This is a genomic window from Sphingomonas pseudosanguinis (genome assembly GCF_052056765.1).
Taxonomy (GTDB): Bacteria; Pseudomonadota; Alphaproteobacteria; order Sphingomonadales; family Sphingomonadaceae; genus Sphingomonas; species Sphingomonas pseudosanguinis.
In genome coordinates this window covers 1,167,023-1,189,555 of the sequence record NZ_CP189888.1, presented here as the reverse complement: position 1 = coordinate 1,189,555, position 22,533 = coordinate 1,167,023, and the positions used below count along the sequence as shown (strand labels likewise).

Below are 22,533 nucleotides of genomic sequence, written 5' to 3'. Positions count from 1 at the left end.
CAAGGCTGGCCATCCGCCATGCTCTAACCCGATCCGCAGGCGATACGCCAGTTGGCAGCCCAAAAGAAAAGGGGCCATCCTTTCGGACGGCCCCCTCCCCTTCGCGGATGATCGACGTGCGATCAGTAGCGATAGTGGTCCGGCTTGAACGGACCTTCGACCGGCACGCCGATATAGGCGGCCTGCTTCTCCGACAGCTTCGACAGCTGGACGCCCAGCTTTTCGAGGTGGAGCGCGGCGACCTTCTCGTCGAGGTGCTTCGGCAGGACGTACACTTCGTTCTTATAGTTCTCGCCCTTGGTCCACAGCTCGATCTGGGCGAGCGTCTGGTTGGTGAACGAGGCCGACATGACGAAGGACGGGTGGCCGGTCGCGCAGCCCAGGTTCACCAGGCGGCCCTTGGCCAGCACGATGATCTGCTTGCCGTCCGGGAACTCAACCAGGTCGGTGCCGGGCTTCACTTCGGTCCACTTGTAGTTCGACAGCGCCGCGATCTGGATCTCGGAGTCGAAGTGGCCGATGTTGCAGACGATCGACATGGGCTTCATCGCCTTCATGTGATCGGCGGTGATGACGTCGGCATTGCCGGTCGCGGTGACGAAGATGTCGGCGCGCTTGACGGCCTCATCCATGGTCACGACCTCGAAGCCCTCCATCGCCGCCTGCAGTGCGCAGATCGGGTCGATCTCGGTCACGAGCACGCGCGCGCCGCCGTTGCGGAGCGACTGGGCCGAGCCCTTGCCCACGTCGCCGAAACCGGCGACCGCGGCGACCTTGCCCGCCAGCATGACGTCGGTGGCGCGACGGATCGCGTCGACCAGCGATTCCTTGCAGCCGTACAGATTGTCGAACTTCGACTTGGTGACCGAGTCGTTGACGTTGATCGCCGGGAAGGGCAGCTCGCCCTTCTTCGCGATCTCGTACAGGCGGTGAACGCCGGTGGTCGTCTCTTCCGACACGCCCTTCAGGTTCTTGACGGTCTCGGTCAGATAGCCCGGCTTCTTGGCGATGAACGCCTTGACCGAACGCTGGAACTCGACCTCTTCCTCATTCTCCGGCTCGCCGAAGGTCTGGCCGGCTTCCAGCTTGGCGCCCCACAGCGCGAACATGGTCGCGTCGCCGCCATCGTCCAGGATGATGTTGGCGGTCGTGCCGTCACCATTCTTGTCCCAGTCGAAGATGTCGCCGACATAGTCCCAGTACTCGGCCAGCGTCTCACCCTTCACGGCGAAGACGGGGATGCCGGCGGCGGCGATCGCGGCGGCGGCATGGTCCTGGGTCGAGAAGATGTTGCAGGTCGCCCAGCGCACATCGGCGCCCAGCGCGGTCAGCGTCTCGATCAGCACGGCGGTCTGGATCGTCATGTGCAGCGAACCGGTGATGCGCGCGCCCTTCAGCGGCTGCGACGCGCCGAATTCCTCGCGCAGGGCCATCAGGCCGGGCATCTCGGTCTCGGCGATCTTGATCTCGGCGCGGCCGAAATCAGCGAGGCTGATGTCCTTGATGACATAATCGTTCTTGGTGGCGGCAGTCGTGGACACGACGGAACTCCGTGCAAAATGGGGCCGACCAAGACGTGGGGACACGCCGATCGGCACGGCCGACGCCTTAGCGGTGATCGCCTTAGGGATCAAATATAAAGATATCTTTATATGCTTTGAGCGGGTGTCAGCTGTCGACCGCTACCTCGTTCCTCCCCTGCAAGGGGAGGGGGACCAGCGAAGCTGGTGGAGGGGTGTAACCGCCTGTGAGGTTGAACTATCTTCGCCAAGGGGGACACCCCTCCGTCAGCCCTTCGGGCTGCCACCTCCCCTTGCAGGGGAGGAATTGAGGCTGGTCAGGCCGTCCCACCGCCTGTTACCAGCTGGCGCGGATCGATACCGGCGGTGCCGAACGCCGCCTGCCAGCGATGGTCCGGCTCCACGTCGAACAGGATGTCGCGCTCGCCGCCCACCGTGAACCAGCATCCCGGCTCGCGCAGCTCCTGCTCCAGTTGCCCGGTATCCCACCCGGCATAGCCGAGCGCCACGATCCAGCGCTTCGGCCCCGTGCCGTCGGCGATCGCGCGCAGCACGTCGACCGTAGACGACAGCACCCAGCGGCCGCTGACATCGACGCTGTCCTGCCCCTGCCAGTCATGGCTGTGCAGCACGAAGCCGCGCCGCGGTTCGACCGCGCCGCCATAATGGACGGGCGCGTCGGGCGCTTCGCCATGCGGAATCTCGAACTGGTCGAGCAGGGTGTGAAAGCCGATGCCGTCGATCGTCGCGCCCACGCCGATGCCCAGCGCGCCGCCTTCGTCATGCGCGCACATCGCGATGATCGCGTGATCGAAGCGGGAATCCGCCATGCCGGGCATGGCGAGCAGGAATTGGCCGGAAAGATAGGTCAGTTGATGCACATCCCGACTATAGGGATCACCGCTTCGCCTCGCCATGCTTGAAATGCGCGGGCGTTCCGCCGCATGAGGTCGCCGCCTAGCCCGGCATGGTGCCGGGTCCATTCCAAGGATTTGGGTGACATGACGATCAAGGTCGGAGACCGACTCCCCGCCACCACGCTGGTCAAGGTGACGCCGGATGGCCCCGAACAGGTGTCGACCACCGATTATTTCGCCGGCCGCCGCGTCGCGCTGTTCGCGGTGCCGGGCGCCTTCACCCCGACCTGTTCGGCGCAGCACCTGCCCGGCTTCGTCGCGCAAGCCGACGCGCTGAAGGCCAAGGGCGTGGACGAGATCGCCTGCACCTCGGTCAACGACGCCTTCGTCATGAAGGCCTGGGGCCAGACCAGCGGCTCGGCCGGCGTCACCATGCTGGCCGACGGCAATGCCGACTTCGCCAAGGCGGTGGGCCTGACCATGGACGGGTCGAAGTTCGGCATGGGCACGCGCAGCCAACGCTACACCATGCTCGTCAATGACGGCGTGGTCGAACAGCTGTTCGTCGAGGCTCCGGGCGAGTTCAAGGTCAGCTCGGCCGAGCATCTGCTCAGCGAAATCTGATGCCGAACCGCGCCGCTGGTCGGATCGCTGGTGGAACAGCGGCCATCGGCGGCGCGTTTTGGGGAGAGCCCATAGGATTGAGAGAGGAACCATGGTCATGACCACCTATGTCCCCCCCGAGAAGCAGGCTCAGGCCAAGAGCCTCGGTGAAAAGGCACAGGGTGCCGCCAAGGCCGCGACCGACAAGGTGAAGGGCCATCCCTATGCCGCCGCCGGTATCGCGGCGGGCGTCGCCGCCGCCGTCGCGGGCGCTGCCTTCGGCGCGGCCAAGCTGCGCGGCACGGGCGATGACGAGAATTCGGCGCAGGGCGCCTGATCCTCGACCGGGTGGAGGGCGGCATGCGCCTTCCGCCCCTGCCCCTGCCCCCCGCCTCGCCTCGCCTCGCCTCGCCTCGCCTTCTGGGCCGCTTGCCAGCGCTGACAACTGCGCTTAGCTCCTAGGGCATGACTCAAGCCGTTCAAATTGTCGAGGAACTCGACCGCCTTTATACCGCCTCCGTCACCCGTCTGAAGGACGCGCTGACCGCCTATCTCAAGGACGGCACCGCGCCCAGCCTGGAGGCCCGCGCGCAGGGCTGTTTCGCCTACCCCGAAATCCGCCTGGTCTATCGCGGCGAAGGCGGCCGCCCGACACCGATGCGCTCGTTCGGCCGGCTGGTGTCGGCGGGCGACTACCGGATCAGCGTCACCAAGCCCGCGCTGTTCAAGGACTATCTGGTCGAGCAGCTGACGCTGCTGATGGAGGATTATGACGTCACCGTCGAAGCGGTGCCGGGGCGTCAGGAAATCCCCTTCCCTTACGTGCTCGATCCCGGCCACGCGCTGAGCCTCGACACGGTGTCGGCGGCCGAGCTGGCGCGCTTCTTCCCGGCGACCGAGCTGGCGCATATCGGTGACGAGATCGCCGACGGGCTCTGGATGACGGCGGACGGCAACCGGCCGCTGGCGCTGTTCGACGGGCTGCGCACCGACTTCTCGCTGGCGCGCCTGCGCCACTATACCGGCACCCCGCCCGAGCATTGCCAACGCTATGTGCTGTTCACCAACTATCACCGCTATGTCGACGAATTCGTCCGCTGGGGCGCGTCGCAGCTGGGTGAGGGTTCGCGCTTCACCGCGCTATCGGGCGCCGGCGGCATCGTGATCGAGCGGCCCGAGGATGTCGACAAGATCGTCACCGACAGCGCGTGGCGGCGGCACCAGATGCCCGCCTATCATCTGGTCGCCAAGGACGGCACCGGCATCACGCTGGTGAATATCGGCGTCGGTCCATCGAACGCCAAGACGATCTGCGACCATCTCGCGGTGATGCGGCCCGAGGCGTGGCTGATGATCGGGCACTGCGGCGGGCTTCGTCCCAGCCAGCGGATCGGCGACTATGTGCTGGCGCACGCCTATCTGCGCGATGACCATGTGCTCGACGATGTCCTCCCGCCCGAAATCCCTGTGCCCGCCATCGCCGAGGTGCAGGTCGCGCTGGCCAAGGCGGCGGAGATCGTCTCGGGCCAGTCGGGCGACGAGCTGAAGCGCCGCCTGCGTACCGGCACCATCGTCACCACCGACGACCGCAACTGGGAGCTGCGCTATTCCAAGTCGGCGCTGCGCTTCTCGCTCAGCCGCGCGGTCGGCATCGACATGGAATCCGCCACGATCGCGGCGCAGGGCTATCGCTTCCGCGTGCCGTACGGGACGTTGCTCTGCGTCTCGGACAAGCCGCTGCATGGCGAATTGAAGCTGCCCGGCCAGGCCAATCGCTTCTACGAGCGCGCGATCAGCGAGCATATGCGGATCGGTATCGAGACCTGCGAGCAGCTGCGCCGCGAGGGTGACAAGCTGCACAGCCGCAAGCTGCGCGCGTTCAACGAGCCGCCCTTCCGCTGATCGGCAACCGGCGCGGGGGGCGGTGCGTTACGCGCACGAACCGAAACAGGGGGTTTCTCGTCATGGTCGATCCGAACGACCCGAAAAAGCCACGTCCACCGCGCCGTCGCGTCAGCCCGAAGTCTACCGCCGGCGCGACCCCGCGCAAGCGCCCCGCCGCCAAGCCGCCCGAGGTGGAAGCGCCGCCCGTCGAAACCGGCGAACAGGACGGGACGGCCGCGCCCAAGCCGGCGGCGAAGCCCAAGGCTCCGCCCAAGCCCCGCTCGACCAAGCGCACCGCCCCGCGCAAGGCCCCGCCGCGCAAACCCGCCCCGATCAAGCCCGCCCCCGCGCCCGCCTTGGGCAAGCATGGGCTGGACCGAGTGGGCGGCAAATGGGGCGTCGCATCGATCCTGGGCAGCCTGGCGGCCTTTGCCGGCGTGACGGCGGCGCTGCTGTCGTTGCGGGGGAGCAGCGCCAGGCGGGACGACGACGGCGAGCGTCAGGGCGACTGAGCGCGTATATCTGCGCGCGTTCCTTACCCCACCCCCGTTCAGGCTGAGCGAAGTCGAAGCCCACGCCCCAATCTCCGCCCAGCGGACAGGTTTTCCCTTGGCCTTCGACTTCGCTCAGGCCGAACGGAGGTAGGGCTCAGGCCGAACAAAGGTCGAGAAGCCCCATTCCTCCCCTGCAAGGGGAGGTGGCAGGGCGAAGCCCTGACGGAGGGGTGTCCTCGCTCGCGGCAAATCACGACCGCCAGCGACAAAATCCCCTCCACCACCGCTACACGGCGGCCCCCTCCCCAAGCTGGCTTGGGGAGGAATGGGTCGATCAAATCCTCCCCATCTTCGATGGAGAGGGGGCCCGCTTGCGAAAGCGAATGGTGGTGGGGCAGGCTTCCTCCCCCAACACTCACCGGCCTCACCAGCCCTGCGGCTTGCCCTTGTTCTGCTGATCCAGCCAGGTCTTCAGCGGCGCGAAATATTCGACCAGCGCCTTGCCCGACATCTCGCGGCTGCCGGTGAACACCTGCAAGGCATCCGGCCACGGCTTGGACTGGCCCATCGCCAGCATCGCGTTCAGCTTCCCGCCGACCTGCTTGTTGCCATAGAAGGAGCAACGGTGCAGCGGCCCCTTCCACCCGGCCTGCTCGCACGCCGCCTTATAGAACTGGAACTGGAGCACCCGCGCCAGGAAATAGCGGGCATAGGGCACGCCCGCCGGGATGTGGTACTTGGCGCCCGGATCGAACTTCGTCTCGTCGCGCGCGACCGGCGGCACCACGCCCTGATATTTCAAGCGCAATGCATCCCAGCCCGCCTGATACTGGCCGGCGGGGATCTGGCCCGAGAACACGCCCCAGCGCCACTTGTCGATCAGCAGGCCGAAGGGCAGGAACGCCACCTTGTCCATCGCCTGGCGCAGCAGCAGACCGATATCCTTGTCGGCACTCGGCACCTTGGCCGGGTCGAGCAGGCCGATCTTCACCAGATAATCCGGCGTGATCGAGAGCGCGACGGTATCGCCGATCGCCTCGTGGAAGCCGTCATTCGCGCCGTTCTTGTACAGGAACGGCTGGTTCTTATAGGCGCGCTGATAGTAATTATGCCCCAATTCGTGATGGATGGTGACGAAGTCGTCGCCATTCACCTTGGTGCACATCTTGATGCGGATATCGTCCAGATTGTCGATGTCCCAGGCCGAGGCGTGGCAGATCACTTCGCGGTCGGCGGGCTTGGTGATCTGCGACCGCTCCCAGAAGGTCTTCGGCAACGGTGCAAAACCGAGCGAGGAATAGAAGCCCTCGCCCGCCTTCACCATCTTGATCGGGTCATAGCCCTTGGCCTTCAGCAGCTCGCCGGTGTCATATCCGACATCGCCCGCACCCTTGGGCGCGACGACGTCATAGATATTGCCCCATTCCTGCGCCCACATATTGCCCAGCAGATCGGCACGGATCGGTCCGCTCTTGGCCTGCACCGCATCGCCATACTTCTCGTTCAGCTTCCAGCGGACATAGGTGTGCAGCGCCTTGTACAGCGGCTCCAGCTCGCCCCAAATCTTGTCGGTCAGCTGCGCGAACTGTTCGGGGCTCATATCATAGCCCGAACGCCACAGCGCGCCGGCATCGGCATAGCCGAGTTCCTTGGCGCCCTGGTTGGCGAGGGTCGTCATCTGCGCATAATCGGCGCGCATCGGTGCACCGACATTGTCGTGCCAGCTGACCCACATCTCCTTCAAACGGGCGGGATCGCGCTCGCTGCCCATCGCGGCCTCGATATCCGATCCGTTGATCGGTTTGCCGTTGAGCAGACCCTTGCCCTTGCCATAGGAGGAGGACATGCGCGTCGTCAGCATCGACAGCTGGGCCGAGGCACCCGGCGTGGTCGGCGCGGGCAGCGTGATCCCGCCGCGCAGCAGATCGAGCTTGCGCTTGGTGTCATAGGACAGGCCCGGCAGCGCCTGATACCGCGCCGCGCCCAGGCCATAGCGGACGGCCAGATCGGTCATCTCCGCGCCCGAGGCGGCGGCGAGCGCATCGGTGTCGTCGGTGATATAGGTCGCATTGACCCAGGCGATCTGCTGCGCGGGCACCGACTTTTGGGCCAAGGTCTTTTCGGCTTCCGCGACAAAGGCGTCGGCCGAGGCGACGGTGGCCGGCACCTGCTTGGCGGGCGCGGTAGACTGCGTGATGGGCGGCGTGGCGGTCTGGGCATGCGCAGCACCCGCCAGCACGAAGGCGAGCACGGTGCCGGAAACGGCGGAGCGGATCATCATATCCCCCTAAAATTCTGAATTGCCCTCGAAACGGGGCGGATAGCGCGCAGTTGCGGCGCTTTGGTGGTCGCCGTCAAGCGCTCAGGAAGTGCGCGATCGCCGCACCCAGTTCGGGCTTGGTCACCGAACCCATATGGTTGCCCGGAATTTCGACATAGCGCCCACGCGGCAACGCATCGGCCAGCTCGACCGCCGCGCCATTGTCGAAATCGTCGACGCCCGCGACGACTAGCGCGGGCAGGTCGAACCCCTCGATCGCCGATAGCGGCGTGTCAGCGAAGGTCTGGAGGATATGGAGCAGCGCCACCGGATCGCCGCCGGTCGTCTTCAGGAACGCCTCGGCCATCCATTCGGGGCTGCCGCGCTTATGCTCGCCCAGCCGGATCAGGATGTTGGTGAAGTGATCGACCCGGCGATCGGTATGGAGCAGTCCCTCCAACCCCATGCCGGCGAAGATCGCCTTGCCCGGCTCCGCCCCCGTCGCCAGCATCCGCGACACGGTGCGCGCGCCGAGCGAATAGCCGCCCAGATCATAATCGGTCAGCCCCAGATGCGTGACCAGCGCATGGCCGTCCCGGGTCAGCGCGTCCTTGGGATAGGCGGCGGGGTCGTGCGGCTTGCCGCTTTCGCCATGCGCGCGCAGGTCGGGCATGATCACCCTATAACCCTTGGCGGCGATGGCGGCGGCATGGCCGTAGCGAATCCAGTTGGTATAGGCGTCGGAGAAATAACCGTGGATTAGGACCAGGGCGCGCCCCTCCCCCATCTCACGCCACGCGATCGGGGTGCCGTCGAAGCTGTCGAAGAAGTGCGTTTCGGGGGCGGTGTCAGCCAAGGGTTCGGTCTCCGGGAAGCAAGCTGTAGCCGCATCTCCTAATACGGATCGACCGGGATGTGGACCTCTCATCCGGCCGCACTGCCCTCACCCTTCCCACCCGCTAGAGCGGGCGGGCCCCTTCCCTCTCCCGGTGGGAGAGGGAAGGAGGCGCTTTAGCGCCGGAAGGGTGAGGCTCGTCTGCGTTACCCCACATAGATCCCCGCGACCCGCCACGCGCCGTCTTCGCGCTCCAGCGTCAGCGTTTCGACGATGTCCGTCGAGGTCCCGAACCGCGTCTTGAACCGCACCATCCGATAGCCGGCGGGGGGCGCGGGAATATCTTCCTGGCTCAGCAGGGTCCGCGACACCGTCTTGCCCAGCGGCGTCCGCACCTTCTCCGAGGTGGCGGCCCAGACCTGTTCAGTGTTGAGCTTGCGGAAACTGCTGGTCGTCAGGCGGTAGCTGTCGGCCCAGCGGCCTTGGTCGATCAGTTGCAGGAAGCGCTGGGCCGCCTCCACCGCCGCCGGGTCGGCGGTCGTGGTCGATGTCGCGGTCGCTTGCGGCGGGACGGAGGCCATGTGGGTCAGGCCGCCAAGGGCGAGTAGGCTGAGGACTAGGGTCATGAGGGTCGCTCCGATGATGATCCGGGAACGGCGGACGCCGTGTCCCACGCCGACGACCGGCGCGGGGCCGTCATCCGTCATCGCCCGGGGCCGGTCCTCCCCGATCCTTCTGTCCCCCACATATTCGGGGGGCAGCGATGCGATCGCCCCGCCTTCCGCTTCGAGAAGCATCCGCGCCGCTTCCCGGCTGCTCGACACCGACAGCTTGCGCCGCGCGTCCCGCAGCCGTTCGTTGATGGTATGGACCGACAGGTCGAGCGCCTGCGCGACCGACTTGGCGTCATGCCCCCGCACGATCAGGCGCAGCGTTTCCTTCTCCTTTTCGGTCAACGCCGTGAGGCCGTGTCTCTCCCGCATGGTCATCGCCCAAGCCCTATGGTCGTGCCGGGCGTGTCGCCAACCCCCAATAATTTGTACCGTCCGATTGGGGGAGTTGCGTGGGCTTCGACTTCGCTCAGCCTGAACGGAGGTTGGGGATCGAGCCCCTTATCCCACAGCCGTTCAGGCTGAGCGAAGTCGAAGCCCACGCCCACCGCCCACGCCCCACCGCCCACCAATTGGCTTGCAGGGACATATGCGGTAGAAGCCCGAAAACTGCCGCCAGAAGCAGACCGCCAGGAGCGGATGCCGGACCCCATATCCGGACCCTCGATGACCGCAGCGACCGCCTCCCCAGCCGACACCCCGCCGCCCAGCCCGATCGGCCGGCCACACAGCCTGCTCGAAGACGCTTATGCGATCTTCATAGGCTGTGCGCTGCTGATCGTGGGGCTGGTGTTCCTGAAAGCGGCGGGATTGGTGACGGGCGGGATCGCGGGGGTCGCGCTGCTGCTATCCTATCTGATCCCGCTGCCCGCCGGCGTGCTGTTCACGCTGGTCAACATCCCCTTCTTCCTGTTCGCGCACAAGGTGATGGGTGCGCGGTTCGCGGTGAAGACGGTGCTGGTCAATATCGGCATCGGCGCGGCCTCGGCGATCACCCGCGTCTCGGTGCATGTCGACAGCGTCCATCCGGCCTTCGCCGCGCTGGTGGGCGGCACCGTGATCGGCATGGGCATATTGGCGCTGGCACGGCATCAGGCGGGCGTGGGCGGCACCGGGGTGATCACCATCTGGCTCTACCGCAAGCGCGGCTGGAACATGGGAATGACGCAGGTCGCGCTCGACGTGTTCATCCTGTCGATGGCGATCCCGGTGGTGACGGGGCCGCAGATGATCTGGTCTGCGATCAGCGCGGCGGCGATCAGCCTGATCCTCTTCGCCTGGCACCGGCCGGGATTGTATATGGGGCGGTAATTCTCCTTTCCTCCCCTGTAAGGGGAGGGGGACCAGCGAAGCTGGTGGAGGGGTGTCACCCTATCGAGAGCGGGACACCCCTCCGTCAGGCCTTCGGCCTGCCACCTCCCCTTCCAGGGGAGGAAGCAGGTCCCCTCAACCCTTCTTCAGGTGGCGGCGGCCGAGCAGTTCGGCGATCTGCACCGCGTTCAGCGCCGCGCCCTTGCGCAGGTTATCCGACACGCACCACAGCGACAGGCCGTTATCGACCGTCGAGTCTTCGCGCACGCGGCTGATGAAGGTCGCATAGTCGCCGACGCACTCTACGGGCGTAACGTATCCGCCGTCCTCGCGCTTGTCGATCAGCATGACGCCGGGGGCTTCGCGCAGGATGTCCTGCGCTTCCTGGGCCGAGATCTCGTCCTCGAACTCGATGTTCAGCGCCTCGGAATGGCCGACGAAGACGGGCACGCGCACGCAGGTCGCGGTCACCTTTACCTTGGGGTCGAGGATCTTCTTGGTCTCGGCGACCATCTTCCACTCTTCCTTGGTCGAACCATCGTCGAGGAAGCTGTCGATGTGCGGGATCACGTTGAAGGCGATCTGCTTGGTGAACTTCTTGGGCTCGGCGGGGTCGCCGACGAAGATGTTGCGGCTCTGCTCGAACAGCTCGTCCATGCCTGCCTTGCCCGCGCCCGACACCGACTGATAGGTCGCGACGACGACGCGCTTGATCGTCGCCTTGTCGTGGAGCGGCTTGAGCGCCACGACCATCTGCGCGGTCGAGCAGTTCGGGTTGGCGATGATGTTCTTGGCCGTATAGCCGTCGATCGCGTCCGGGTTCACCTCGGGCACGATCAGCGGCACGTCCGGGTCCATGCGATAGAGCGACGAATTGTCGATCACGACGCAGCCGGCGGCGGCGAATTTGGGCGCATAGACCTTGGTCGCGTCCGATCCGATCGCGAACAGCGCGATGTCCCAGCCGGTGGGATCGAAATGCTCGATATTCTTGATGGTGAGCATCTTGCCCGTCTCACCATATTCGATCTGGTCGCCCTGGCTGCGCGACGAGGCGACGACCGCCAGTTCGTCGATCGGAAATTCCCGCTCCGCCAGAATGTTGATCATTTCCCGGCCGACATTGCCCGTCGCCCCGGCGACCACCACGCGATAACCCATTAAACCCTCCACTCGGAAGCGTGAGCCGGTAGCGTCATTGCGCGGACGCGTCCACCAACTTTGCGAAAAGTGCGCGTTTGGCGCGGCCAAGCGGGGGTTTAGCGAGCCCCCCCCCCCCCCGCCCCTCAGGCCGCATGATGCAGCGGCTCCGCGTCCAGCCATGCCGGCACCGATTGCGGCCGGATCGCCGCCGCCGCGATCCGGGGCGCGGTGACGGCATGGCGATCGCCATCGACCATGACCTCCGCCGCCAGCGCCCGGCTGTTGTAGCAGGAGGCCATCGAAGCGCCGTACGCGCCGACATCGCGAAGAACGGCCAGATCGCCCTCCGCCACCCGATCGATCAGGCAGGCTCTGGCGAACCGGTCGCTGCTCTCGCAGACCGGGCCCACGACATGGGCGCGTATCGTCTTGCCGGTCGGCGCGACCGCCGTAAATTCATGCCATGCGTCATAGAGGGCGGGCCGCGCCAGATCGTTCATGCCCGCATCGACGACGACGAAGGGACAGTCCGCGCCCGGCTTCACCCAGAGCACGCGGGTCAGCAACACGCCGGCATGCGCGGCGATATAGCGGCCCGGCTCGAACATCAGCGTCACGTCCCAGTCGCGGGTGACGCGGGCGACCATCGCGCCATAGGCCAGGACATCGCCGTCCGCGCCGCCGCGATAGTCGACACCCAAGCCCCCGCCCAGATCGACATGAGTGATCGGATGCCCGCGCGCGCGAAGCAGCGCGACCAGCTGGCCGATCTTGCGATACGCCGCCTCCATCGGTGCCGGGTCTATGATCTGGCTGCCGATATGGACGGCAATGCCCTGCATCGCGATACCCGCTCGGCCCGCCAGCCGATCATAGATGTCCAGCGCCTGCGCGAAGGCCACGCCGAACTTGCTGTCACTCTTGCCGGTGGTGATCTTGGCATGGGTGCCGGCATCGACATCGGGATTGACGCGCAGCAGCGCGGTCGCGGTCAGCCCGATGCGGGTGGCCATCGCGGCCAGCACCTCGCCCTCGCGCTCGCTCTCCAGATTGATATGCCCCACCCCGGCGTGCAGTGCCTGCGCCAGTTCGGCCGGCGTCTTGCCGACCCCCGAATAGACGATGTCGCCCGCCGCCATGCCGGCCTGCAGCGCGGCGGTCAGTTCGCCGCCCGAGACGATATCGGCGCCAAAGCCCTCGCCGCGAAGCAGCGACAGCACCGCCAGCGACGGATTGGCCTTGACCGCGAAGGCCAGCGATTTGCGTGGGATCGGCGACAGCGCCTCGCGAAACCGGCGTGCGGCGGCGCGCAGGGCGCCCGCCGAATAGACATAGGTCGGCGTGCCGACCGCCTCCGCGATGGTCGCCAGCGACACACGCTCGGCATGCAGGACGCCGTCGCGAAAACCGAAACCCGCCTCGCACGTCATGACCGGCGCCCCCGCTTGATCCGCGCGGCATGAATGACCTCGGCGGTATGATAATGCCCGTGCCGCTCCGCGCGCAGCGCCTGGGGCAGGCGCTTGCCGTTGAGCAGCAGGAGGACGCCCCCGAGCGCGACGAGGAACCAGAACAGCGCCAGCAGCGATCCCGCCGGCTCCATCAGCGTGGCGACCACCGCACCCAGCGTCATCGCCGCGCCCAGCGAACGCCAGGCCATGTCGCGGGCCGTCATGCCGCCGTCTCCCTGCCGTCGCGCCCATCGATGGGATCGCCGATCACGCAGGTGGCAGCAGCCTCGAATGCATGGGACGGCGCGCCGCACCGGTGACAGAGCAGGATGTCGGCGGGAAAGGCGCGCTCCTCCGCCAGCGCATCGGCGGGATCGCGACGTTCGAACACCAGCCCCATCGCGGCATGGCGATGCCGCCGCGCGGCGGCGCGGGCGCGGCCGATCAGCACGGGCGAGCGGCCGAGCCCGCGCCCCTCGATCGCGGTAAAGCCCTTCGCGCGCGCCTGCTCGGCCACCGCGATCAGGAATCCGCCCGCGCCGCAGTCGGCGTCGACGATGCGGACCGCACGGCGATGCCGCTCGCGCAGATGGTCGAGCGCCGCCTCGACGGCGGGCCAGCGGGGGTCGTGGCGATGCCGGTTATCGCTATGCATGATGCCCCCTCCCCTCACGCCGCACGCGCCAGCGCGTGGGCATCGGCCTCGACCGGATCGAAGGACACCAGCGGTACCAGCGCCTCGACGGCGACGGTCACGCTGGCATGATAGATATCGGCCTCCTCGGCCGCGAAGCGCATCGCCGCGCCGCGCGAGACGAAGCGCCCCTCCAGCATCCCGGCGCTATCCTGCACCAGCCAATGGCCGGCCCGGTCCTGGCCGACATAGATGTGCCGCGTCTGCGGGTCGGGATCGATGGGGAAATCGGTACGCATGGACACTGAAGACCTTTGCCGATCGGACGTTCGTTCGTCCGCCCGCATCAGCTACGCCCCGCCCCATAGGGTTTCGAGATCGATTTCCCGCTATCGCATAGCGGCGGCATAATGTCGGTCACAACCGGCGCCAGCGTGCGCTGACCTCCACCTCATCGAACATATGCCCGCCCAGCATCGCCAGCGCACTGCCCAGGCTGGCGCAGAAAAAGCCTGCGGTCGCCAGCGCATAGCTCAGGAGCCCGGCACGGCCGCCATGGCCCGCCATCACGATCAGATGCGCGATCGCCCGCCATGCGAGCATGCAAAGCCCCACGCCCAGACAGCGCAGCGCCAATCCCTGCCGCCAAGTCATGCTCCGTACCGCCATACCACCTCCCGGGATCGGTCGGCGGCTAATCGCGGTGCGCGTAGCAATGCGAGAGCGATTTCCTACTATCGCATAGCGGCGGCATAATATGCAGGGAGCCAAAGAGCTCCCCGAGCTCAGTCGTGCGTGCTGGCGGCCCAGGTGGCGTGGGCGATGCCATGGACTGACTGGAAATGGTCGGTGATTCGGTCCAGCTCGCCCGCCTCGACGATCGTGCTGGTCAGCGTGGCGGTGACCGTCACCTGATCCTCGCCCAGTTCCTCGGTATCAAGTTCGCCGACCGGCAGGCCGGCGCGCTCCAGATGCTCGACCAGCATGTCGCCGACCGGGCCGGCGCTGGCGGCGGCGGTCGTCAGGCTGACCGAATAGGTCGCCTCGACATGCCGCCCCTCCACCGGGATGCGGTTGATCGCGTCGACCAGCGGGCGAAGCGCGGTGTTGGCGAGCAGGACGACAACGGTCAGCAGCACCGCCTCGGCCACCATGTCGCTGCCCGCGATCGAACCGACCGCCGCCGAGCACCAAAGGGTCGCGGCGGTGTTCAGGCCGCGGACGTTCATCCCCTCCTTCATGATGACGCCCGCACCCAGGAAGCCGATGCCAGAGACGACATAGGCGATGATGCGGATCGACTCGATGTCGCCGCCCAGCCGCTGGCCAAGATCGACGAACGCCGCCGCGCCGATCGCGACAAGCGCGTTGGTGCGCAAACCCGCCGTGCGCTGGCGATACTGCCGCTCCGCCCCGATCACCGTGCCCAGCACGAAGGCGGTCAGATAGCTGACCAGCGTGTCGAGGAACGGCCAGAGGTGGAAGGTCTTCAGGAATGCCATGGCTGCTCACCTAATTCCTCCCCTGCAAGGGGAGGGGGACCGCCGCGAAGCGGTGGTGGAGGGGTGTCACCGCCAGCGTGGACACCCCTCCGTCAGTCCTTCGGACTGCCACCTCCCCTTACAGGGGAGGAATGACCGCATTATTTCTTCGCCGGCTTATCCTTCACCGTCCGGTCGAGGAAGTTCAGGATCGTGTGCCACAGATGCTGCGACACGCCCGGCCCGCCGACGCGGTGGGTCTGCCCCGGATAGAGCATCATCTCGAACGGCGTGTCGGTCTTCTGCATCTCGGCGGCGAAAGCGGTGGCATTGTCGAGAAAGACGTTGTCGTCCGCCATGCCGTGGATCAGCATCAGCGGATCGCGGATCTTCGCCGCCTCCTTGATCGCTTCCGACGTCGCATAGCTTTGCGGGTCGGTGCGCGGATCACCCAGATAGCGCTCGGTATAATGGGTGTCGTAGAGCCGCCAGTCGGTGACTGGCGCGCCCGACACGGCGGCGGCATAGACGCCGGGCGTCTTCTCCAGCATCTTGATCGACATATAGCCGCCGTACGACCAGCCATAGGTCGCGATGCGCACGGGATCGACGAAGGGCAGCGACTTCAGATAGTTCGCGCCCGCCAACTGATCGGCGACCTCGACCGTGCCCATCGCGTGATAGATGGCATCCTCGAACGCCTTGCCGCGATTATAGGAGCCGCGATTGTCGATCTGGAAGAAGATCCAGCCCTGATCGACCAGATATTGCGGCAGCGCGCCCTGCCAGCCGCGCGTGACCTGCTGACCGGTGCCGGGGCCGCCATAATGCTGGAAGAACACGGGGTAGCGCTTGCCCGGTTCCAGCTTGGGCGTGATCATCTCCCAATAAAGCGTCGTGCCGTCATCGGCCTTGATCGTACCGAACTTGGTCTCGCGGTGGCTGGCGAGATAGGGCGCATAGGGGTGCCCCGCGACAATCGCATTCTCGTTGATCCAGTTCAGCCGCTTGCCCGTCGTATCGGCGAGATATATCTGCGTCGGCTGGGTCGGGCTGGAGCGCGAGACGATGAAGCGGCTGGCCGACGAATCCATCGACGCGCTGTTGGTATAGCCGCGCTCGGTCAGGCGGGTGACGACGCCCGGCTGCGCGATGTCGACCGCATAGAGATGCTGTTCAAGGACATCGTCCTTCAGCCCGGTGAAATAGAGCCGTCCCTTCGCTTCGTCGACGCCGACGAGATTGGTGACGACCCACGGCCCCTGGGTCAGCTGCGTCCACTGGCCGTTCGCGAAGCGATAGAGATGACCATAGCCGTCGCGCTCCGACCGCCAGATCAGGCTGCCGTCCTTCATCGGGCGATAAGCGTCGGACAGGTTCAGCCAGCTGCGATCGCCGGAACGCTCGGTGAAGAGCACGGTCGACTTGCCCGTCCTGGGATCGACGCGCAGCATGTCGAGCGTCTTCTGGTCGCGGCTCTCGCGCTGGACCAGCATCGCCGAGCCGTCGGGCGTCCAGTCGACACGCGCCAGATAGATGTCGGGATTGCTGCCGAGATCGACCTTCACGCGGCCCGACCCGTCCGCCTTCATGACATACAGGTCGACCAGCGCATTGGGCGTACCCGCCGCCGGATAGCGCTGTTCATAGACCTTGGTGCCCGCCGCACCGATCGCGGCGCGCACCGCGACCTTGACCGGCGCCTCGTCGAACCGCTCGACCGCGATATAGCGCTCGTCGGGGCTCCACCAATAGCCGGTGAAGCGGTGCATTTCCTCCTGCGCGACGAACTCCGCTTCGCCGAAATGGACGGTGCCGCCGCCTTCCTTGGTCAAGGCACGCGCCTCGCCACCGGCCAATGGCATGGCCCAGAGATTCTGGTCGCGCACGAAGCTGACATAGCCGCCCTTGGGGCTGACGATCGGGTTCAGCTCGCCGCCGGGCGTATTGGTCAGGCGACGGACCTGCCCGTCGAGACCGGCAAGATAGAGGTCGCCGTCCAGCGGGACCAGGATCGACTTGCCGTCGGGCGCCCAGTCATAGGCGACGATGCCCTTCGACCCGCCGATACGCGCGCGCTCCCGCTGCATCTTCTCGGCCTCGGACAGTTCCGCGCCCGAGCCGACCTTCTTGGAGTCGACCAGCATCCGCTCCTCGCCGGTGCGGGTATCGCGTGCCCAGAGGTCGAGCCGCTCCTTTTCGTCCGCGCGCGGGCGCAGCGAGGTGAGCAGCGTGCCGTCGGGCGACAGGCGCAGCCCGCGCGGCTGCGACCCCGACAGGTCCGGGCTGCCGAACACCCGTGCCAGCGTCAGGTCGCCCGCCTTCTCATTCCGCTCAGCGGCCATCGCCGGCACCCCCGACCCGATCGCGATCGAGGCCCCGACCGAAGCCAGCGCCAGACCCAGCACCCATTTGCGCATCCATAGCACTCCAAACCATCGTTTCGCCGATCATCCCGGCGCATGGCGCGCGTTATCGCGACCGTGCCGCCATCCGTAAAGCGGCATCCTCGGCCAGCAATGTCGCGCCGCGCGGATATTCGTAAACCCGGCATTAACGAAAAGCCGATAGGACCGACGATCGGGAGCATAAGGGCGGCGCACCTCCCCTCGCGGTCGGGAGGCTTATCGGAACGGACATGACGATCACGGCAGCATTCGACATCCAGCATGACCGGCGCGGGGATATCGACGCGATCCTGGCGCGGCTGGGCAGCGCGGGGCATCCGCATGTCCAGGCGCTGCTGATGCCGCAGGCGCTGCTGCACGACCTGACCGACGCGGTGCATGCGCTGTGCGCGGTGCATGGCAATCATCCCAGCATGATCGACTATGCGATGGCGCGCGGCATCCAGCTCGAGACGCTGCCCTGGCTGATCCGTTCGTCCAACGCCTTTGCCCATGAACGCGCCTTTCTCGCCAACCTGACCTCCGCCGCCGGCCCGCTGCCCTCCACCCCCGGACAGGCGCAGGCCGATGCCGCGCTGACCCAGTTGCGCCACACGCTGGAGATGCTCGCCAATTCCGACCGGCGGGGCTGCGCGACGGGTGCCGTCTCCGCCCTCATCCTCGACTGGCAGGCGATCCGGCAGTTGCTCGATCACGCCGCGAACCGCTTCGGGATCGAGGCGCCGCCCGAATTGCTGCCCGACCCGATCCGGCGCGAGGTGGACGGCGACGATCCCGCCTTGGGCATCGCGCGCGCGCGCGGGTTCGGCGCCACCCAGCTGCTCAACCAACATCGCGGACTGTGGGAACTGCTCGAAGCGCGCGCCAGCGCCCGGCGCGGATAGACCATGCGCGCGCGTCCCCCCGACTGGACGCACAGAACACTCCGTTTACCGGCCTGTCGTCGCGTTAACCATATTGGGCAGGATCAGGTTAATCCCGCAAACTCAAGATGGTGGGCATGAAAGGCATCGTTCCCCCCGTAACTTTGTCACTCTGCGCCGTGGCGATCGCCTCGCCCGCCCCGGCCCGCTCGCTGCTCGACTATGTCGGGCAATGCGTTCCCTTCGCCCGCCAGGCGTCGGGCATCGCGATCTATGGCGACGCCTGGACCTGGTGGGGCCAGGCGGAGGGGAAATATCCGCGCGGCCATGCGCCCCGCGTCGGCGCGGTCGTCGTCTTCGCCCGAACCGCGCGCCTGCCGCTGGGCCATGTCGCGGTGGTCAGCCGCGTCGTCGAGGACCGCGTACTGATGCTGACCCACGCCAACTGGTCGATCCAGAATGGCGAGCGCGGCCATGCCGAACAGGACGTCACCCTCTTCGACGTTTCCCCCAACAATGACTGGAGCAATGTCCGCGTCTGGTTCCGCGACTCGGATGGCCTGGGCAGCTCGACCTATCCGCTTTACGGCTTCATCTATGGCAAGGGCCGCACCGCGCCCGAGCTGACCAGCGAAAAGCCCGATTATGTCGGCGCGCTGATCGACGCCTATGTCGCGCGCTGATTGCCGGACGCGCCGATAAGGCATAGTCTGTCAGTCATTCCCAGGGAGGAGAATGGCGATGACGATGCTGGTTGCGTTGCTGACCCTGTCGACCATCGGTGAGGACGTGCTGAACACGACCCCCACGCTCGGTCAGCCCCCGGCCCGCTGTGCCCCGCATGCCGAGCAGGTGGCCAGCCCCACCCCCGCAAACAAGGGCGGCCTTCGCAGGCTCGACGAAATGCCCGCCGCCGAGCCGCATCTGGCGGTGCTGCGCAGCGTCGATGGCTGCCCCGTCCCCGTCAAGGTCCGCGCCGAGGTCGCCCCTCGCCGCTGATCCTCATCCGCCGGCGGGGTGATGGATGACGCCGCCGGTCATCGGCTGGGGCACGCCGGTCGTCCCCGGAAAGCTGATCGGCAGATCGCGCAGGCGGCGCACCGCCATATAGGCGAAACCCTCCGCCTCCAGCGCGTCGCCGTTCCAGCCGAGCCCATCGGTCGGCTCGGGCGTCAGGCCCGTCTCGGCGGCGATCATCGCCAGCATCGTGGCATTGTGCCGGCCGCCACCCGCGACCAGCAGCCGCTGCGGCCGCTCCGGCAGATGGTCGAGCGCGCGCGCCACCGTCCGCGCGGTAAAGGCGGTCAACGTCGCGGCACCGTCCGCCGCCGACAGGCCGCGCGCCGGCTGGATGGTGAAGTCGTTGCGGTCGAGCGACTTGGGCGGTGCGAGATCGAACCAGTCATTGTCCATCATCGTGTCGAGCACGGTCGGCTCGATCCGCCCCGCCCCCGCCAGCGCGCCGCCGGCATCGAAACGCTGCCCCGCCTCGGCCTCCATCCAGTGATCGATCAGCCCGTTGGCCGGCCCGGTATCGAAGGCGACCAGCGAGCCGTCGCGCCCGATCCAGGTGATATTGGCGACCCCGCCCAGGTTGAGCAGCGCGACCGGCTGCGCCAATCCAGCGGCAAGCGCGGCGTGATAGATGGGGATCAGCGGCGCGCCCTGCCCGCCCGCCGCGACATCGGCGGAGCGGAAATCGCCGACCACGGTGATCCCGGTCGCGTCCGCCAGCGCCTGCCCGTCGCCGATCTGCCAGGTCCAGCCGCGATCGGGGCGGTGCGCCACCGTCTGGCCGTGAAAGCCGATGACATCGACCGCCTCCGCGCCCAGCCCGGCATCGCGCAGCAGCTTCTGCACGACCATCGCATGGGTGCGCACGATCAGATCGCTGGCGGCCACGATCGGAGGACTGGCGCGCGGTCGCTCGAAGGTCAGCGCCAGCGCGGTCGCCTCGGCCAACTCGGCGCGGGCGGCGTCCGAATACGGTTCGGTGCGAAAGGCGACGGGACGCACGTGGCCCTCGCCATCCGTCTCGATCAGCGCGGCATCCACCCCGTCGAGCGAGGTCCCCGACATCAATCCGATCGCCAGCATCGCGCCTAACCCTTGTGAATTTCGGCCCCTCATGCCGGGATCGCGGCGGCCTGTCGACCACATGGCGCAAGCGCATCTGGAAAAGCGGTCCGATTTGGACTATGTGCGCGCGCATCCCATGGCAACCAAACTCCCCACTCCGCCGCGTGTCGGCATGGTCTCGCTCGGCTGTCCCAAGAATCTGGTCGACAGCGAACGCATCCTGACCCAGCTGCGCGCCGATGGCTATCAGATGTCGCCCGACTATGCCGGCGCGGACGTCGTACTGGTCAACACCTGTGGCTTTCTCGACTCTGCCAAGGAGGAAAGCCTGGAGGCGATCGGCGAGGCGATCAAGGAAAACGGCCGCGTCATCGTAACGGGGTGCATGGGCAAGGAAGCCGAGGCGATCCGCACCCGCTTTCCGGACGTGCTGGCGATTACCGGCGCGCATGAATATGAGCAGGTGGTAGAGGCCGTCCACGCCGCCGCGCCCGCCAACCTGTCGCCCTATATCGACCTGATCCCCGACGCCGGCCTGAAGCTGACGCCGCGCCATTACAGCTATCTGAAGATTTCGGAGGGCTGCAACCACCGGTGCAGCTTCTGCATCATCCCCAGCCTTCGCGGCGATCTGGTCAGCCGCCGTCCCGACGCCATCCTGCGCGAGGCGGAAAAGCTGGTCGCGGCGGGCACGCGCGAGCTACTGGTCATCAGCCAGGACACCTCGGCCTACGGCATCGACATCCGCAAGGAACCCCGGATGTGGAAGGGGCAGGAGGTCGTGCCGCACATGACCGACCTCGCCCGCGAACTCGGCAAGATCGCGCCCTGGGTACGCCTGCACTATGTCTATCCCTATCCGCATGTGGATCAGGTGATCCCGCTGATGGCGGAAGGCCTGGTGCTGCCCTATCTGGACATCCCGTTCCAGCATGCCGCGCCCTCTGTGCTCAAGCGTATGAAGCGTCCCGGCAACGACGCCAAGGTGCTGCAACGCATCCATCAGTGGCGCGACATCTGCCCCGACATCGCGATCCGCTCGACCTTCGTCGTCGGCTTCCCCGGCGAGACGGAGGAGGATTTCGAATATCTGCTCGACTGGCTGGATGAAGCCCAACTCGACCGTGTCGGCGCCTTCCGCTTCGAACCCGTAGAGGGTGCCGCCGCCAACGCCCTGCCCGATCACGTCCCTGAAGAGGTGAAGGAAGAGCGTTACGCGCGGATCATGGAAAAGACCGCCGCCATCTCCGCCGCCAAGCTGGCCGCGAAAGTGGGTCGCACCCTGCCCGTCATCATCGACGCGGTCGACGAGGACGGTGGTGCTACCGGCCGCAGCCAAGCCGACGCGCCCGAGATCGACGGTGAAGTCTTCCTGCGCGACGCCGGCCATCTGTCGGTCGGCGACATCGTGAAGGTCGCCATCGAGGACGCCGACGAGCACGACCTGTACGGCGTCCCCGTCACAGGAAACGCATAAGCATCATCACCAGCCCGGCCATCGACACCAGATAGGCCAGCGACCGCACATAGCGGACGCCGAAGATATAGAGCGGCACATAGGCGACCCGCGCGAGGAACCACACCCACGCGCCGGTCGCCGCCATTCCACCGCTCTGGCCCGTCACCGTCAGCCCCAGCGCCAGTGCGATGAAGACCGGCCAGGTCTCGCGAAAATTGGCCGAGGCGCGCTCGGCCCGCCCGGCATAGGGGCCAAGCGGTGCCGGCGTCCCGTCACGCGGCCCGGCGTTCCAGCCGATCCCCCGGTCGAGCGTCGCCAGCTGCGATTGCAGCGCGATATGTACGAACAGCAGGATGATCGACCAGCCGAGGATCGTCAGTTCGGTCGTCATTCCCTGTCTCCAGTGGCCACCCCGGCGAAGGCCGGGTTCCATGCCATAGCCGTTCCAACGCAAAGCATAGCGACTGGCCCCCCGGACTCCGCCGGGATGGCAAAGAAATTCACCCCCATCTTCCGTTCCGCCTGAGCGTAGTCGAAGGCCAAGGGACGCACTCTCCACGCAACCCCGGATCAAGCGTGGCGAATGTGCCAGCGTGGCCTTCGGCTTCGCTCAGGCTGAACGGAGGGAGGGGTGATCTTG

General features: G+C 66.7%; 24 protein-coding genes. 9 read left to right on the top strand and 15 right to left on the bottom strand.

Annotated elements, in window-relative coordinates:
- Window positions 1-122: 122 nt before the first annotated feature.
- Entirely contained in the window at window positions 123-1,541 is a 1,419-nt protein-coding gene (gene ahcY, locus ACQHGV_RS05355; protein ID WP_183952154.1) for an adenosylhomocysteinase, read from the bottom strand.
- 296 nt (window positions 1,542-1,837) lie between these two features.
- Window positions 1,838-2,401, bottom strand: coding sequence for a YqgE/AlgH family protein (locus tag ACQHGV_RS05350; RefSeq protein WP_440979715.1), 564 nt, complete (start codon window positions 2,399-2,401; stop codon window positions 1,838-1,840).
- A 120-nt stretch (window positions 2,402-2,521) separates the two neighbouring features.
- Between ACQHGV_RS05350 and ACQHGV_RS05345 the strand changes: the two genes are divergently transcribed.
- The 4 genes from ACQHGV_RS05345 to ACQHGV_RS05330 all read left to right on the top strand — a co-directional run bounded on the left by ACQHGV_RS05345 (window position 2,522) and on the right by ACQHGV_RS05330 (window position 5,376).
- Complete coding sequence (locus tag ACQHGV_RS05345; RefSeq protein WP_440979714.1) at window positions 2,522-3,001, top strand: peroxiredoxin; 480 nt, start codon at window positions 2,522-2,524, stop codon at window positions 2,999-3,001.
- Window positions 3,002-3,098: 97 nt separating this feature from the next.
- Window positions 3,099-3,317 (top strand): hypothetical protein, encoded by a 219-nt coding sequence (locus tag ACQHGV_RS05340; protein WP_240456051.1) that lies wholly within the window; start codon window positions 3,099-3,101, stop codon window positions 3,315-3,317.
- Between the two features lie 128 nt (window positions 3,318-3,445).
- Window positions 3,446-4,882 carry an AMP nucleosidase gene (locus ACQHGV_RS05335; protein ID WP_409789550.1) on the top strand — a complete coding sequence of 479 codons (1,437 nt, stop codon included), beginning with the start codon at window positions 3,446-3,448 and terminating at the stop codon, window positions 4,880-4,882.
- A 62-nt stretch (window positions 4,883-4,944) separates the two neighbouring features.
- A complete protein-coding gene (locus ACQHGV_RS05330; RefSeq protein WP_440979713.1) occupies window positions 4,945-5,376 on the top strand; it encodes a hypothetical protein in 432 nt (143 codons plus the stop codon).
- Window positions 5,377-5,782: 406 nt separating this feature from the next.
- On the opposite strand, the gene ACQHGV_RS05325 is transcribed toward ACQHGV_RS05330, so the two are convergent.
- From ACQHGV_RS05325 to ACQHGV_RS05315, 3 genes are all read right to left on the bottom strand, one after another.
- Window positions 5,783-7,636: a M2 family metallopeptidase gene (locus tag ACQHGV_RS05325; RefSeq protein ID WP_440980148.1), complete on the bottom strand. Its 1,854-nt coding sequence runs from the start codon at window positions 7,634-7,636 to the stop codon at window positions 5,783-5,785.
- A gap of 76 nt (window positions 7,637-7,712) precedes the next feature.
- Window positions 7,713-8,474 carry an alpha/beta fold hydrolase gene (locus ACQHGV_RS05320; RefSeq protein ID WP_440979712.1) on the bottom strand — a complete coding sequence of 254 codons (762 nt, stop codon included), beginning with the start codon at window positions 8,472-8,474 and terminating at the stop codon, window positions 7,713-7,715.
- A 185-nt stretch (window positions 8,475-8,659) separates the two neighbouring features.
- Window positions 8,660-9,442: a DUF4019 domain-containing protein gene (locus ACQHGV_RS05315; protein WP_440979711.1), complete on the bottom strand. Its 783-nt coding sequence runs from the start codon at window positions 9,440-9,442 to the stop codon at window positions 8,660-8,662.
- Window positions 9,443-9,730: 288 nt separating this feature from the next.
- On the opposite strand from ACQHGV_RS05315, the gene ACQHGV_RS05310 reads away from it, so the two are divergent.
- Complete coding sequence (locus tag ACQHGV_RS05310; protein ID WP_183952145.1) at window positions 9,731-10,375, top strand: YitT family protein; 645 nt, start codon at window positions 9,731-9,733, stop codon at window positions 10,373-10,375.
- Between the two features lie 135 nt (window positions 10,376-10,510).
- Here the strand turns inward: ACQHGV_RS05310 and ACQHGV_RS05305 are convergent, their stop codons facing one another.
- The 8 genes from ACQHGV_RS05305 to ACQHGV_RS05270 form a co-directional block, all read right to left on the bottom strand.
- Window positions 10,511-11,536, bottom strand: a complete 1,026-nt coding sequence (locus tag ACQHGV_RS05305; protein ID WP_183952144.1) for an aspartate-semialdehyde dehydrogenase — start codon at window positions 11,534-11,536, stop codon at window positions 10,511-10,513.
- A 125-nt stretch (window positions 11,537-11,661) separates the two neighbouring features.
- A complete protein-coding gene (lysA, locus tag ACQHGV_RS05300) occupies window positions 11,662-12,948 on the bottom strand; it encodes a diaminopimelate decarboxylase (RefSeq protein WP_440979710.1) in 1,287 nt (428 codons plus the stop codon).
- Window positions 12,945-13,193 carry a hypothetical protein gene (locus ACQHGV_RS05295; protein WP_440979709.1) on the bottom strand — a complete coding sequence of 83 codons (249 nt, stop codon included), beginning with the start codon at window positions 13,191-13,193 and terminating at the stop codon, window positions 12,945-12,947. Before ACQHGV_RS05295 ends, lysA begins: the two co-directional genes overlap by 4 nt.
- Window positions 13,190-13,624, bottom strand: a complete 435-nt coding sequence (locus ACQHGV_RS05290; RefSeq protein WP_440979708.1) for an SAM-dependent methyltransferase — start codon at window positions 13,622-13,624, stop codon at window positions 13,190-13,192. Before ACQHGV_RS05290 ends, ACQHGV_RS05295 begins: the two co-directional genes overlap by 4 nt.
- A gap of 14 nt (window positions 13,625-13,638) precedes the next feature.
- On the bottom strand, window positions 13,639-13,902 hold the full coding sequence (locus ACQHGV_RS05285) for a hypothetical protein (protein WP_440979707.1): 264 nt from the start codon (window positions 13,900-13,902) through the stop codon (window positions 13,639-13,641).
- Between the two features lie 118 nt (window positions 13,903-14,020).
- Entirely contained in the window at window positions 14,021-14,257 is a 237-nt protein-coding gene (locus ACQHGV_RS05280; RefSeq protein WP_440979706.1) for a hypothetical protein, read from the bottom strand.
- Window positions 14,258-14,388: 131 nt separating this feature from the next.
- Window positions 14,389-15,105 (bottom strand): MgtC/SapB family protein, encoded by a 717-nt coding sequence (locus ACQHGV_RS05275; protein ID WP_440979705.1) that lies wholly within the window; start codon window positions 15,103-15,105, stop codon window positions 14,389-14,391.
- 140 nt (window positions 15,106-15,245) lie between these two features.
- Window positions 15,246-17,504 carry a DPP IV N-terminal domain-containing protein gene (locus ACQHGV_RS05270; protein ID WP_440979704.1) on the bottom strand — a complete coding sequence of 753 codons (2,259 nt, stop codon included), beginning with the start codon at window positions 17,502-17,504 and terminating at the stop codon, window positions 15,246-15,248.
- A 218-nt stretch (window positions 17,505-17,722) separates the two neighbouring features.
- Between ACQHGV_RS05270 and ACQHGV_RS05265 the strand changes: the two genes are divergently transcribed.
- The 3 genes from ACQHGV_RS05265 (at window position 17,723) to ACQHGV_RS05255 (ending at window position 19,354) form a co-directional block, all read left to right on the top strand.
- Complete coding sequence (locus ACQHGV_RS05265) at window positions 17,723-18,376, top strand: DUF6975 family protein (protein ID WP_183952136.1); 654 nt, start codon at window positions 17,723-17,725, stop codon at window positions 18,374-18,376.
- A 116-nt stretch (window positions 18,377-18,492) separates the two neighbouring features.
- Complete coding sequence (locus tag ACQHGV_RS05260; RefSeq protein WP_183952135.1) at window positions 18,493-19,038, top strand: CHAP domain-containing protein; 546 nt, start codon at window positions 18,493-18,495, stop codon at window positions 19,036-19,038.
- 58 nt (window positions 19,039-19,096) lie between these two features.
- Window positions 19,097-19,354 (top strand): hypothetical protein, encoded by a 258-nt coding sequence (locus ACQHGV_RS05255; RefSeq protein WP_440979703.1) that lies wholly within the window; start codon window positions 19,097-19,099, stop codon window positions 19,352-19,354.
- A 3-nt stretch (window positions 19,355-19,357) separates the two neighbouring features.
- On the opposite strand, the gene ACQHGV_RS05250 is transcribed toward ACQHGV_RS05255, so the two are convergent.
- Window positions 19,358-20,452, bottom strand: coding sequence for an anhydro-N-acetylmuramic acid kinase (locus ACQHGV_RS05250; protein ID WP_440979702.1), 1,095 nt, complete (start codon window positions 20,450-20,452; stop codon window positions 19,358-19,360).
- A 118-nt stretch (window positions 20,453-20,570) separates the two neighbouring features.
- Between ACQHGV_RS05250 and rimO the strand changes: the two genes are divergently transcribed.
- Window positions 20,571-21,911 (top strand): 30S ribosomal protein S12 methylthiotransferase RimO, encoded by a 1,341-nt coding sequence (gene rimO / locus ACQHGV_RS05245; protein ID WP_440979701.1) that lies wholly within the window; start codon window positions 20,571-20,573, stop codon window positions 21,909-21,911.
- Here the strand turns inward: rimO and ACQHGV_RS05240 are convergent.
- A complete protein-coding gene (locus ACQHGV_RS05240; RefSeq protein ID WP_440979700.1) occupies window positions 21,895-22,284 on the bottom strand; it encodes an MAPEG family protein in 390 nt (129 codons plus the stop codon). The two genes, rimO and ACQHGV_RS05240, sit on opposite strands and share 17 nt — an antisense overlap.
- Between the last annotated feature and the right edge of the window lie 249 nt (window positions 22,285-22,533).